The 14,380-nt window shown below is 42.3% G+C and carries 9 protein-coding genes and 1 pseudogene; 4 read left to right on the top strand and 6 right to left on the bottom strand.

Annotated elements, in window-relative coordinates; all coding sequences use genetic code 11:
* Window positions 1–1,164: hypothetical protein (locus tag Q0541_RS26945; RefSeq protein ID WP_298918370.1), on the top strand; the 1,164-nt coding region annotated here is incomplete at its 5' end.
* 373 nt (window positions 1,165–1,537) lie between these two features.
* Here Q0541_RS26945 and Q0541_RS26940 read toward each other — a convergent pair.
* The 6 genes and pseudogenes from Q0541_RS26940 to Q0541_RS26915 all read right to left on the bottom strand — a co-directional run bounded on the left by Q0541_RS26940 (window position 1,538) and on the right by Q0541_RS26915 (window position 7,720).
* Window positions 1,538–1,912: a transposase gene (locus Q0541_RS26940; protein ID WP_298918368.1), complete on the bottom strand. Its 375-nt coding sequence runs from the start codon at window positions 1,910–1,912 to the stop codon at window positions 1,538–1,540.
* Window positions 1,913–1,943: 31 nt separating this feature from the next.
* Window positions 1,944–3,152: a precorrin-6y C5,15-methyltransferase (decarboxylating) subunit CbiE gene (gene cbiE / locus Q0541_RS26935; RefSeq protein WP_298918364.1), complete on the bottom strand. Its 1,209-nt coding sequence runs from the start codon at window positions 3,150–3,152 to the stop codon at window positions 1,944–1,946.
* A gap of 127 nt (window positions 3,153–3,279) precedes the next feature.
* Window positions 3,280–4,488 (bottom strand): 4-hydroxy-3-methylbut-2-enyl diphosphate reductase, encoded by a 1,209-nt coding sequence (locus Q0541_RS26930; RefSeq protein ID WP_298918361.1) that lies wholly within the window; start codon window positions 4,486–4,488, stop codon window positions 3,280–3,282.
* A 119-nt stretch (window positions 4,489–4,607) separates the two neighbouring features.
* Window positions 4,608–5,446, bottom strand: a pseudogene (locus tag Q0541_RS26925) (SGNH/GDSL hydrolase family protein).
* A 163-nt stretch (window positions 5,447–5,609) separates the two neighbouring features.
* Entirely contained in the window at window positions 5,610–7,055 is a 1,446-nt protein-coding gene (locus tag Q0541_RS26920) for an ammonium transporter (protein WP_298918356.1), read from the bottom strand.
* A 341-nt stretch (window positions 7,056–7,396) separates the two neighbouring features.
* A complete protein-coding gene (locus Q0541_RS26915) occupies window positions 7,397–7,720 on the bottom strand; it encodes a YnfA family protein (RefSeq protein WP_298918353.1) in 324 nt (107 codons plus the stop codon).
* Between the two features lie 253 nt (window positions 7,721–7,973).
* On the opposite strand from Q0541_RS26915, the gene Q0541_RS26910 reads away from it, so the two are divergent.
* The 3 genes from Q0541_RS26910 to Q0541_RS26900 all read left to right on the top strand — a co-directional run bounded on the left by Q0541_RS26910 (window position 7,974) and on the right by Q0541_RS26900 (window position 14,049).
* Window positions 7,974–12,674, top strand: a complete 4,701-nt coding sequence (locus Q0541_RS26910; RefSeq protein ID WP_298918350.1) for a GAF domain-containing protein — start codon at window positions 7,974–7,976, stop codon at window positions 12,672–12,674.
* A 227-nt stretch (window positions 12,675–12,901) separates the two neighbouring features.
* The gene (locus Q0541_RS26905) at window positions 12,902–13,327 is read left to right on the top strand and encodes a DUF4363 family protein (RefSeq protein ID WP_298918347.1); all 426 of its coding nucleotides are present in this window, start codon (window positions 12,902–12,904) and stop codon (window positions 13,325–13,327) included.
* A 440-nt stretch (window positions 13,328–13,767) separates the two neighbouring features.
* Window positions 13,768–14,049, top strand: coding sequence for a peptidase (locus Q0541_RS26900; protein WP_298918344.1), 282 nt, complete (start codon window positions 13,768–13,770; stop codon window positions 14,047–14,049).
* The last annotated feature ends 331 nt before the right edge of the window (window positions 14,050–14,380 follow it).

Raw genomic sequence — 14,380 nt, 5'->3', positions numbered from 1 at the left:
AGTGCCATTCCAGGTGGCGGTGTCAACCCCTTTGCTGGGGATGCTGGCAGTAAGCTTCAGCAATTAATCTTTGATCGCTTGAAGTTAATTCTGGGTAAAAATTTTTTCCAGGAGACTAACAACACATTAACAAATGGAAGTAACCCATTTCTAAACGGTGGCAATACCATTGCAAGTGGCGGTATCAACCCCTTTACTGGCAACAGTAACCCTATAGCAGGTGCTGGAAGTTTACTTCAACAATCGCCTTTCGATCCGTTGAGAGAAGTCCTTGGTAATAATATACCCTTTAGTAACAGTGGCAATACGTTTAATACTGGTAGTAGTAACTCTATTACTAATGCTGGTAGCCCACCCTTTAATAAGGGCAACCTACCTGTTGGTAATAGCAATAGGAACTTTGGTAGTAAGAACGCAACCATTGGGAATTTTAACTCGGACTATGGGAGCAACAGCGCAACCATTGGGAATGGTAACTGGAACTTTAATAATGATAACGCAACTATCGGTAATGGCAACTGGCTATTTGCAAAGGGTAACACAACTCTTGGTAACGGTAACTGGTATTGGGACGACGGAAATAATAATGCAATATTAGGTAATGGTAATTGGCACTTTGGGAGTAACAACACAGTCATTGGAAATGGTAATTGGGACTTCGGTAGTAACAACACAATTATTGGTAATGGTAACTGGGTTTTTACGAGTGGAAATGAAATCATTGGTAATGGCAAATGGTTAGCGGATGGTGATAACACAACCATTGGAAACATCAATAACCCCAGCTCCAGCAGTTTAAAGTTATTTCCGCAAGGGATCAAAACTGATGCTAACAATCTGATTAACTCCCTTATAGGTAAGATAGGTCAAAATTTTCTTGGGTTAACAGGAGATTTTGATGTATCAAGTAGCCAGACGTTTAATCGGCTCATCTCTTCTAGAAGTGTTGGTATTAATGACACTAATATATCTAAAGATATCGAGCAACTTTTGGCATCACTCAGCCCAATTCAAGGGAATGTGATTGATTATCAGTCTGTGCAAAACCTTCAGTCTGTCCCAGAACCTGCTTCTTCAGTGTCGCTGATAATAATGGGACTTGTGTGTTTGCTGTTGTCAGTGTTCAAAAAACAACAAAACTCAGTAGACCAAAAAGTTTTGTGAGCGTTAAAAAATAGTAATTTATGATCTAGTTTTGGAAAAGTATAAAAAAGTTTATCACTTTTGATAATTAATTTATCAAGACTTAGGTTATTGGTACAATGTGATCACATTTAGATAGCATCTAGGTACTATGTGACAGTTTTGTAAGTCCTGATCCTGTCCTAAACTATCGCACTGATTTGATGAGGTGCGAAACTGAACCAACTTCAGTAGACCGAAAAATTTTGCGATCGTTCTGGGAAACAGACTTCAATTCAATATAATCAGTAAACCAAAAAGTTTTTAACAAAAGAGTGAGTGCTAAAATATTTGTAACTTATAATACTTAAAAACTCAGAATATTGCCATAGCAGATATCGCTACAAATCCGCTGCTAATAACGATAATTGCATGATTTTGGGTAATACCAATTCTGTATGAAGATGCGCCAAACTACATGAGGAACGAACCGCAAAGGACGCAAAGGACACAAAGAAAGAAAGAAATAAGAAGCCAAGAAAATTTGGCGCAGCCTTACAAAGAAATGGTATAAGTATTGTAATTCTCTTGGTTCCAATAGATAACGAACGTGATTGCTCATAATGCACAGGGAATAGAGTTTAAAACCAAATTTATCTAAAGCTTTCTTAATTGCATAGAGAAACACCTTCCTACATTCATATCGAGTGAGGCGAAACTCGCGGTTATTACAACGAATTGTGACATGGTAGCAGTATTCTGGCTTGAGGTCGCATGGTTTGCGGGACATCAATAACACCTCATACTAGACACAAATCTTGTTATTTTACAACCATCCATTGCGTCACAGGTGCCATTGCTCGCCAACCCAAAAATTTACCAATAGGTTCTGCTCGTTGAATTGCAATACGAGTTAAATCACCACCGACTCGTTCATGCCATTGAAATAAAGTTTGCTCACCCTCTACCGTCACAACATTTGCCACCAAACGTCCACCAGGCCGTAGTGCTTCCCAACAAACATCAAAAAGTCCCGTTGCTGTCACTCCACCACCAATAAAAATCGCATCTGGTACAGGCAAGTCTTTCAGGGCATGGGGCGCTTTACCTTCAATGATTTGCAAATTTGGAGTACCGAGAGTCGCGGCATTATCGGCAATATATAGTAGTCTAGACGAGTTTTGTTCGATCGCGATCGCCCGACACCGGGCATGGCTTCGTATCCATTCGATAGAAATCGAGCCGCAACCCGCGCCCACATCCCACAACAATTCTCCCGGTGTGGGTGCTAAAGCTGCTAAGGTGATTGCCCTAACTTCACGCTTAGTTAACTGTCCATCGTGGTGGTAGGCGTTATCTGGTAATCCTGGTAATCTTGGTAATGGCACAACCCCAGCATCAGCAATACAATGAACTGCGATCGCATTCAAAGCAGCAAGTTCAGTTTCACTCCAAGATGCAGCTGTACCTTCCACAATTCTTTCATGAATGCCACCCATGCGCTCCAATACGGTGATTTTGCTGCCACCATAGCCGCGATTTGTCAAAATTTCGGTAACAATGGCGGGTGTGTCCTTCCCTTCACTCAAAATCAACAGCCGCGCTCCCGGATAGATGTAAGACTGGAGTAGGGAGGATGGACGACTATTCAAACTTAAGGTTTCTACCTCAGTCAAAGACCATCCAACCCTGGCACAGACGAGGCTGAAGGTTGAAGGTGCGGGAATAATCGTCATTTCTGAAATGGGAATTCGCCGCATCAAGTTAACACCAATGCCGTAACACATCGGATCGCCGCTTGCGAGTACGCAAATTGATTCACCCCGACGCTGGATGATTTCCTCAACTGAGGCGCTAATCGGGGATGTCCAGACTAGTTTCTCACGTTGGTCATCTGTAGGGAGCATTGCTAAATGGCGATCGCCTCCCACAATTACTTTAGCTTGAGTGATTAGGGAAAGAGCGATCGCGCTTAACCCCTGTAATCCATCTTCTCCAATACCGACGATAGAAAGCCATTTCTGTGTCATGCTAATTCATGATTCATACTTTATCGGCGATTACAAAACAGTTATCACTAACTAGTGAACAATAGTTACTGATAACTGTTATTGGTGTAGTGTTTCGCCAAGAGATAAAATCAATAACTGACCACTGTTAAACCAGTATTGCTGTTGCTTTCACAGTAAAAATTTTCTTAATCACATCTTCTACCACCTTATCTGGCGTAGAAGCACCAGAAGTAATTCCCACGACAATTTCTCCATCTGGTAACCAGTTTTCTGTAGTTATTAACTGCCCATTTAATTGCCGATGTTCTATCGAATCTCCTGATTTAATCCGTTCAACAGTATCAATATGATAGGAAGGAATTCCCCGCTCAAAAGCAATTTGTTGTAATTGAGTAGTATTCGATGAATTAAACCCACCAATTACTACCATCAAATCTAAATTATGTTCTACTAGCTCTAACATTGCATCTTGCCGTTCTTGGGTGGCGTCACAGATGGTATTGAAGCTTTGGAAATGCTGATTTAACTCAGTGGGGCCATACTTTTGCAACATAGTCCGCTCAAAAAGCTTGCCAATTTGCTCAGTTTCGCCTTTAAGCATCGTAGTTTGGTTGGCAATGCCAACTCTTTCTAAATCCTGATCGGGATCAAATCCTGCTGAACAAGCTTTAGCAAATTTTGTCAGAAATTCTTCACGGTTCCCACCATTGCTAATATAGTCAGCAACATATTCTGCTTCTGGCAAATTTAACACTATTAAATACTTGCCAGCAAAGGAACTAGTAGCGACTGTTTCTTCGTGCTTATATTTACCATGAATAATGGAAGTATAATCGACTCTTTTGTGTTTTTCTACTGTATTCCAAACTTTAGATACCCAAGGACAAGTTGTATCTACAATTTTGCAGCCTTTATCGTGAAGTATCTGCATTTCTTGAACGCTAGCCCCAAAAGCAGGTAATATGACTACATCACCAGTTCCAACAACAGAAAAGTCTTTATTCTTTCCTTCAATGGGGATGAATTCTACCTCCATCTCCTGCATCCGCTGATTTACAGAAGGATTGTGGATAATCTCGTTAGTAATCCAAATGTGTTCTGTGGGGAAGTGTTGACGGGTTTCGTAGGCCATGGCCACAGCTCGTTCTACACCCCAGCAAAAGCCAAAAGCTTGGGCTAGTCGGATCGTCACATCACCTTGTTGTAGGGTGTAATTGCGATCGCGAATTTCTTGAATCAAGTTACTCTGATACTCAGATTGTAACTGGGTGGCAACTTCTGCTTTATGACCAAAGCCCTTGCGATTGTAATTCTCTGAATGTTGCAGGCTGCGCTTAAAAGCTTTTGTATCCATTTGATTTGTCTACTTAAACCACTATTTTTTATTTTCTCGCGCCAAGAGGCGATTTATACACAGTTGTCTTCAAAGATATTACTTCTTTTTGTGCTTCACCCTTTTTCCCTTGAAGGACGTTAACGCTGGGGTTTTAATTCGATTTCGCTATAAATCTGCAATGCAGAACGCCAAACTATATAGCCTTCAGGGCTTAAATGTAAGCCATCAGTAGTAAATTCGCGGCGGAGATTACCTTGCTTGTTGGTAAACAGGGGATATAAATCGAGATATTTGACACCTTTTTTGGTAGAAATGCTTCGCAGTTGCTGATTCAACTGGCGAATGCGACTATTGGCAATAGTCTGGAGTTTCTCTCGTCCTTTCCAGGTTGCTTCCTCTGCCCCGTGTGGCAAAATCGATTGGACAATAATTTGGGCTGTGGGATGCGCCTTTTGTAGGTAACTAATAATTTGCCGCTGATTATCTAAAATTACCCCGTCGCTCATCCCCCCAATTAAATCATTAATGCCAATCATCACAAAAATTAACTCTGGCTGCGTGCGGTCAAATATCTTCAATCTTTTCAAAAGTCCATTGCTGGTTTCGCCAGAAATTCCTTGATTGAGCCAATTTTTACCTTCGGGTAATAACTCGGGGGGAAACCACAGACTCAAAGAATCTCCCGCCAGGATGCTTAAATGCGGAGGACGTTGGTCAGCAGCTACCTTGGCTTCTTGCTTAAGGATGTTTACCCACTCCTGGTAAGTGAGTTGGTGACGGCGACCTAAATCAGGTGTAACAATTTGGGGTGAGTTGTTCAGGTTGATTGGCTCTGGGGATGTTATTACCCCCCCCCAAAAAAAGCGGCCAATCTCTGCTGTTGCCAAATTAGCAGGATGACCGCCAACATGAGGATGCCGTTGGTTAACAGCGATAAAAATGCCCAGATCGGAAAGGTTTTTGCTGAAGTAGACACGACTAGCGAAATTTACCAATTATTAGAATCAAATTTTAACGCTAGCGATCGCAAATTACACAATCTTAAACTGGGAACTGGGGAAGCAAACAGAAAGTTCTTCCTTCCAAACTCTTAACTCAGCATCGGCTAAACCATAGCTATCCGCTAACAGCACTCTTTACTAAGTGGGACGATCGCCAAACTCGGAGTTGTAACCTTCTTCACCGTGTTCGTTAATATCCAAACCTTGCAATTCAGCTTCCTCTTTGACTCGCAGCCCGACTGTAGCATCAATAACCTTGAGAATAATCCACGTACCAACACCTGCGATCACATAGGCAACGGCAATTGCTACTAGTTCAACTCCCAATTCACCAAAATTACCCCGCAGCACTCCGTCTTTACCTCCTCCGTTGACTTCAGTCGTGGCAAAGATGGCTGTTAAAATCGCCCCCACTGTACCACCAACGCCATGCACTGGATAGGTATCTAAGGCATCGTCAATTTCTAACTTGTGCTTGAAACTCACAGCATAGAAGCAAACCAAGGCGGTGACAAAACCAACTAAAATCGCTGATAGCGGTGTCACAAATCCGGCGGCGGGAGTGATGCCCACTAAACCAGCAACGGCTCCTGTAGCCGCTCCCACGGCAGTCGGTTTCCCCCGTAAAACTGCTTCCAAAATTAGCCACATTAAAGCCGCTGCCGCCGCCGCTGTATTGGTGGCAACAAAGGCTGTTGTTGCTAAATTTGTGACTACATTACCAGAAGTTCCACTAGCAGCAGATAAGGCACTTCCAGCATTGAAACCGAACCAGCCAAACCACAGCAAGCCAGCACCCAGCAAAATGAAAGGAACATTGTGTGGAGGGCTAAGACGATCAGGATGGGTTTTCCGAGGCCCAAGGACGATCGCTGCTACTAGGGCAGAAACACCAGAACTGATATGAACTACTGTACCGCCTGCAAAGTCGAGGGCACCTAATCCACCAGCCAAACCTAAGAATCCACCTTTGGCCCATACCATGTGGGCCAGGGGGGCGTAAACAAAGGTTGACCACAGCAGCACAAACAGGGAATAGGCGCGGAAACTCATCCGCTCAACGATCGCCCCAGAAATTAAGGCTGGGGTGATAATCGCAAACATGGCTTGATAAATCGTGAACGCCTGGTGGGGAATCGTTCCGGCATAGGAGACAACATCAGCATATTTGGAGTCTGCTGCTTTGAGCGCATCTTCGTATGGCAGATGCGGCAAGTAGCCTTGAATCTCTAAACCGACACCATTCAACCCCAACCATTGCAATCCACCGATGAACGGTAAACCTGGCGCAAAGGCAAGACTATAGCCCCACAAAATCCAGGTAACTCCCACGATCGCCATCACCACAAAGCTCATCATCAATGTGTTTAGGATATTGCGCGATCGCACAAATCCACCATAGAAAAACGCCAATCCTGGTGTCATTAGCAGCACGAGTGCTGCTGAAATCAGCATAAATGCCGTATCTCCAGTATCAGCAGCAGGCGGCGCAGCAGCTGGTGTTTGGGCAAAAGCATTGCCCATCAGCGGTACTCCCAAAATCAGTAGGGTCATAGCCCCAATCATTACAACTTTCTTCAACACTTGTTTTTCTTCCTAAGCACCAATTATTTGTATACTTCACTACATTTGATTACTTTTAGTTAGACATTTTTGTCTTAAAAGATACTTAACCTTAATTTTCTGCAAATGTTAACAAAAATATAATCCTGATTGTAGTTACCAAGATTTAAATAAGCCTGTACATATGCAATAATTGCATCTTTTTTTGTTTTTGAAGAATAATATTTTATTCAACCGCTACAAAATTCCAAATTTTTAGTTACCTACTGTTACAAACGAAGATCCTTGTGATAATTGATAATTATTGTAAATTATCAGAGAATTTGCCCAACTATCAGCCATAAAAACACTGAGAGTGTCAATTAAGTTCTGGGTGCAAACATGATAATTAAAACACCCACTAAAGCGAAACTTGCTCCTATTAGGTCGTAGCGGTCTGGAGTTACCCCGTCTACCTTCCAACCCCAAAGCATTGCCATTGCGATAAACACGCCACCGTAAGCCGCATACACTCTACCAAAATTTGTCGATTGGAGAGTTGCAATAACCCCATAGAAAGCTAAAGCAATTCCACCCAATATGCCCCACCAGAACGGCTTACCTTCACGCAACCACAACCAGACTAGGTAGCCGCCCCCAATTTCAAATAAACCAGCCCATAAAAAATACAGCAAGGACTTAATCATTTAACTGATTTTTTAATAAGGTCGAACTCAGTGAAATTACGCTAACGCTTTTAACTAAACTATTGTCATTAATTGAAGTAAGTTTGTTGAACTGGGCATTGGGGAGCCAGTGCGTTGCGGAGGTTCCCGACGCTTAATGACTCGCTCTAAGCGCAGCCTCTCCAAGAGTTGTATTGGGCATTGGGCACTGGGCATTGGTTCCCCTACCCCTCTGCTTTTTCCCCAGTCCCCAGAATGTAGATAAGGCTCAAGGATGAAAGCACCATTACCTGATAACGAAGTACAGAGAATCGAGACACTTTTGCAGTATAAAATCCTCGATACGCCATCTGAAGGCCCTTTTGAGGATGTCACCCGTTTAGCCTCGTATATTTGTCAGACTCCTATTGCTTTAATTAGCTTAATTGATACAAACCGTCAGTGGTTCAAGTCAAAAGTCGGAATGGAAGCCCAAGAAACACATCGAGATTTGGCATTCTGTGCCCATGCTATTCTACAGCCTGATGTCTTGATTGTGCCTGATGCAACAAATGACCAACGGTTCGCCGCAAACCCACTGGTCACTTCTGAGCCAAATATTCGGTTTTATGCTGATGTACCTCTGATTAATCCTGAGGGATATGCGCTAGGAACACTTTGCGTGATTGACTACGTACCACGAGAACTTACTCCAGATCAGATAGAGGCATTGCGAACCTTAGGTCGTCAAGTCATTAAGCAACTGGAATTGCGCCGAAATTTAGCAAGTTTGGTACTTGTGACCCACAAAGGCAAACAGACGCAGAGGGTACGCAAGCAATTTTTCAAAAGGATTGTGGCAGGTTTCAGTTTGGCATCGGCAATTTTAGTTTTGATTGGTGTGGTTTTCGATCAAAATACAAAATTATATACTAATAATGGCAGTATCGGAAAAAATACTTCTAAAAAAATTAACAGTCTAGAAGAACTACTGTCCCAGATCAAGGATGCAAAGACTGGGCAAAATGGTTATATACTCGCTGGAAAACAAATTTATCTCAAACCTTATCAAACAGCACTTGCTAACGTCGATCAAGAAATTCCCGAACTGAAGAGTTTAACAACAGATCAACCGAACCAACGACAGCAGATCACAACGCTTGAATCTCTGATAACGGCTAAAACTCAACTCAAACAGACTATCGACTTGCGCCAGAACAAGGGATTAGAGGCAGTATTGCAAGTAGTAGTGAGAAATAATCAACAAAATCTCATGGATGATAGCCGTAAGGTGATCAATGAGATGGAAAACGAGGAAGGGGGACGACTCCAACACACGAGTCGCAACACAATTCTGACATTTGCGATCGCCATCTGCGTAAGTTTTATCGTTCTTGCTGTAGTCTACTACTTCATCTATCGTCAGGTGATTGAGCGCCAAAGGAAAGAAGAAACCTTAAATCAAGAACGCAACTTTATCTCAGCAGTCCTTGATACAGCCAGCGCTTTAGTAATAGTTTTTGACTCTCAAGGGAAAATCGTTCGCTTCAATCAAGCTTGTGAGCAAATAACAGGTTACTCCTTCGATGAGGTGAAGGGTAGGTATTTCTGGAACTTGTTCCTAATTCCTGAAGAGGTGGAGTCAGTCAAAGCAGTTTTTGAACAATTGCTAACTGGTGGAGGCTTCCTAGAGTACGAAAACTATTGGGTAATGAAGGATGGCAGTCGGCGGCTGATTTCCTGGTCGAATACCTTCTTAAAAGACTATGAAGGATCAGTGGAACACATTGTTAGCACTGGCATTGACATCACTGATCGCAAACGATCTGAACAGCATCTGATTGCACAATATGCTGCAACCCGCGTTTTAGCGGAGTCCGCCACGACGGGCGAAGCTACTCACCAAATACTGCAAGGGATTTGCGAGAGTTTGGGATGGGATTTGGGTGAAATTTGGATGGTAGATCAGCAAGCAAATGTGCTGCGTTTTCTCGATATGTGGCATAAAGCATCCCTTGAGGTGCAAGAGTTTGAAGCACTGAATCGCCAAACCACGTTTCTACCAGGAATTGGACTACCTGGTCGGGTTTGGGCTAGTTCTGAACCTGTTTGGATCGCTGATGTTGTTAAAGAACTCAGTTTCTCCCGCTTCAAAATTAACGCTCAAGTAGAATTACAAGCAGCTTTTGGTTTTCCGATCCGCAGCGGTCACAAAATCCTTGGTGTCATTACCTGCTTCAACCGTGAAATCCAGCCACCTGACCAAGATTTAGCAAAAACGATGAATTCGATTGGCGAACAAGTGGGGCAGTTTATTCAGCGTAAACAGGCTGAAGAAGAAGTACAACGCCAAAACTTGCGATCGCAACTATTTACCGAAATCACCCTCAAGATCCGTCAGTCTTTACAAATCGAAGAAATTCTCCAAATCACTGTCGAGGAGGTGCAAAAGATTCTCCAGACTGACCGAGTTTTGATCTATCAGCTTTTGCCAGATGAGTCTGCACCCACCGTTATTGAAGCAGTAGTTTCTGGCTTACCAGCAATCAAAGAGCAAAGCATCACTCCTCCCTACTTCCAAGCGGAATATCTACAACAATACTATCTACAGCAGTACCGTCAAGGACACGTTTTAGGGCTAGCTAATTTGGATCTGCTAAAAGTCGAACAAAGCCATCTGGAATTAATGCAACAGTTTGGGGTGAAAGTCAATTTGGTTGTGCCCATTCTTGTCAAAGAAGAACTTCGCGGTTTGCTCATAGTTCATCAGTGTGATGATTCCCACCACTGGTCTAACTTTGAAACTGATCTTTTGCGGCAAATAGCCGACCAAGTAGGTATTGCCTTAGCCCAAGCCCAACTATTAGCAGCAGAAACTCGTCAGCGACAAGAACTTGAAATTGCCCGTCGCCAAGCCGAATTAGCTTCTCAGACGAAAAGTGCCTTTTTGGCAAATATAAGTCATGAAATTCGGACTCCGATGAATGCTGTATTGGGAATGACCAGTTTAGTGTTAGATACTCCCTTAGACGCAGAACAGCGAGATTTTATTGAAACAATTCGGAGTAGTGGAGACGCCCTTTTAAGTTTAATCAACGAGATTTTGGATCTTTCCAAACTTGAGGCTGGAGAGATGGCTCTTGAAACTCTGGATTTTGACCTATTCACTTGTGTGGAAGAAGTAGTGGAATTATTGGCTCCCTCAGCTCATAACAAGGGATTAGAAATTGCCGTCATGATTGAGCACAACGTCCCCAGCCGCCTCAAAGGAGATAGTGGTAGGCTGCGGCAAATTCTCATGAACTTAATCAGCAACGCAATCAAGTTCACTAGCGCTGGCGAAGTATTAGTGCAAGCCGAATTGCGTTCGCCCTTGGCGTTGGCAGAGCCATCGCTTTCCTCCACTACAGCCACCATCCATTTTGCCATCACAGATACAGGTCTTGGCATTAGCCCTGAAGACCAACGCAAACTCTTTACGCCATTTACCCAAGTGGATGCTTCTACGACTCGCAAGTATGGTGGTACAGGTTTGGGATTAGCCATCTGTAAACAACTGGTGACCTTGATGGGAGGAGTGATTGGGGTAGAAAGTCAGATGGAGAAAGGATCTAAGTTTTGGTTTGAGGTGCTTTTTACAAAGCTTGTTGAGCCTGTTTTGCCAAAATCCGATGGCTTGTCTGCGACACGCTACGTGAACGCCAACACCAAGGGCGAACGCGGACTTTTACACAATCGCCGCTTGTTAGTGGTGGATAACAACGCTACTAATTGCAAAATTATCTACCATCAAGCTACTCATTGGGGAATGCAGGTAGATCAAGCTGACAGTATTGCTGCGGCCCTCAAAGTTATTCAGAAAGCTTGTGAGCAAGGAAAATCCTATGATGTCGCCTTGGTTGATATGCAAATACCCCAAACAAATGGCATGACTTTAGGAGAACAAATTAAAGCCAATTCTGCAATTGCTGAGATACCTTTGATTATGATCATCTCTACTAATCAACGGGATCAAGTGCAGCAGGCGCTCCAAATCGGATTTGCTGCTTATTTGGTCAAACCCATTAAGCCATCACGACTGCGCGATACCATCATAACTATTTTAGAAACTGTGCCGGAATTAGAACAACGAGTTAGAGACTCAAGGCTTGAGGCTACTGAAAAAATCCAGAGTACAGAAACTTCAAGCATTCTTACTTCCTCTTCCCCTAACCCCTCTACTAAATCTAAATTAAGAATTCTGCTAGCTGAAGATAATTTGGTGAATCAGAAAGTAGCCTTGAAGCAACTCCAGAGTTTGGGCTACAAAGCCGATGTTGTTGCTAATGGAAAGGAAGTTTTGCAGCTATTAGAAAAAATTCCTTACGATTTGATTCTAATGGATTGCCAAATGCCAATTCTCGACGGTTTGGAAACCACAAAAGAAATTCATCGTTGGCAAGAAGACGCTTTTGCCCTGCGTCGTCGTCCTGTGGTGATTGCGATGACAGCTAATGCGATGAAAGAAGACGAACAAATGTGTCTAAATGCCGGAATGGACGACTATCTGAGTAAGCCAGTGTTTAAAGAAAAATTGGCTGCGACTCTAGAGCATTGGACAGGCGTGATCTTCTCACAACAAAAGGCAGTTGTCTATGAACAGACAGTTTCCACTGACCTAGAAATTGATTGGGAACATTTGCATCGGATATCGGGAAATGACACAGAATTTGAATTAAATCTATTGCGAATATGCGTTGAAGATATTAATCCCCGTTTAGAAATAATTATTGCAGCGATCGCATCTCATGACTTTAGGCAAATTCTGCGAGAAGCTCATCACCTTAAAGGTGCTACTGGCAATATTGGAGCCACAGCTATGTACCTAGCAGCTGACAAACTAGAACAATTGGCTTACCATCGAGAGCTTAAAGATACTACTAACTTAATTTTAGAGTTAAAAGAATTTGTCAACTGCATTCAAGACTTTTTAATCAGAAACAAAGTAACAAATTAGACCTTATTACCCATCAAAAATGATCAGGCATAAACCCGCAATTAAGATGCTAAAACAGCCTTGATGTAGCCGTAGTAATATATACAAGTATAGATTATTACAGCATTTACCAAAACAAAACCTGCATAAAATCTTCCTACGTCTCCAGCAACTTTAGATGACAGGTTTGCTGATATAGTAACTGATACCGTTAGTACTTGGCGATTTATAATTATTCAAGAGGTTTTATGAAACACTTAATCTACATCATCCCCGTTACTGCAATCGGCTTACTGACATTGGTAGGATGTAACAGCGATCAAAAATCTACTACCCAGACTCCTGCTACCACTCAAACCACTGGGGGGACAACAGCATCCAAAACTCCTGGTGCTACGCAGGGAGGTTTTGCTCCTTTGGTCAGTGTAGTTTCAAATACAAAAACTGCGGTGCAAGCCGGAAATTTTGACAAAGCTCAACAGCAATTTAATAAGTTTGAAAACTCTTGGTCTAAGGTTGAGGATGGTGTCAAAACTAAATCCTCAAAAACCTATAATGTAATCGAAGATACTGCGACCCAGGTGAAGGGTGCGCTGAAAGCAAAAGATAAAGCGAAAGCTCTTAAGGGGTTACAAACACTTGACACAAATATCGCCACTGTTTCTAAAGGGTGAGGAAAAACTAACATACAGCAGGAATCAAACAATTTTGGATTTTGGACTTTCCTGCGGAACGCTACGCGTAGCTTGCTTCTTTGTTCGCGGAGCGTCTCGTAGAGAAGGAGTACGGCTATGCTCAGTCGAACGATTTTAGATTTTAGATTGACCCCATGTTTCCAGGTAGTTGTTCTGAATAAATAATTTTAGATTTTGGATAATAGAATTGTTTTCGCATTTAAATTCGGGGGAAACTCTTACAAGACGCGCAAGGGACAGACCTTTTTAAATTTTGAATTTTGAATCTTTGAATTCCATTATCCAAAATTTAAAATATAGAATTCAGTCAAAAGACAGGAAATAGTAGGAAAACAAGCTTTTTATCTGGCTTGGAGATAAATAGTTCTGTACCTGATCAAGTTGCAAACTGCTATAGTTTCCACTGGAGATTTTGGATAATGCGTTCATTTCGCAAGTACCACCGGACTCTGGCGATTATTTTGGCTTTACCGCTTGCTGTAACATTGTTAACTGGTATTGCAGTTACGCTGGTAGGTGAGTGGTCAGCTAACCTTGGAGTTGAGCGTAGTCTACTGCTTTCGATTCATCGTGGTGAAATCTTTGGTTTACAGGGAATCTACCCGATTTTGAACGGACTAGGACTATTGGGATTGTTAGTTACTGGATTAAGTATGACTAGTTTGTTTGGTAGGAAAAGGCCAAAATCTGAGAAGGATTAGAAAAGACATAACTTTACTTAAGAGCGATCGCATCTTTTAAGATATAAAAGCAAGTAGGTTCCCCTGCGAAAGGGATTGTGTAATCAAGGCATAATCCATTGTCTCCAGTGCTGCAAAACCCGTTGCAGAAACTGTTTATAGAGGTATTTCTACTGCTTCATAACGGACTTTAATTTGGACAGACATAACCTTTTCACTTCTTTGACAAGCTCCTGTAACATCAAGCTCTTAACTTAAAAAATATTAGTTTTGGCAAAATAATTATCCGTGATCACAACAAGAAAATTCTTGACCAATCTTTTAATTTCACATTTTAAAATCAAGCTAAAAA

Source organism: uncultured Nostoc sp. (genome assembly GCF_937863485.1).
Classification (GTDB): Bacteria; Cyanobacteriota; Cyanobacteriia; order Cyanobacteriales; family Nostocaceae; genus Nostoc.
This window is presented reverse-complemented; position numbering and strand designations above follow the sequence as displayed.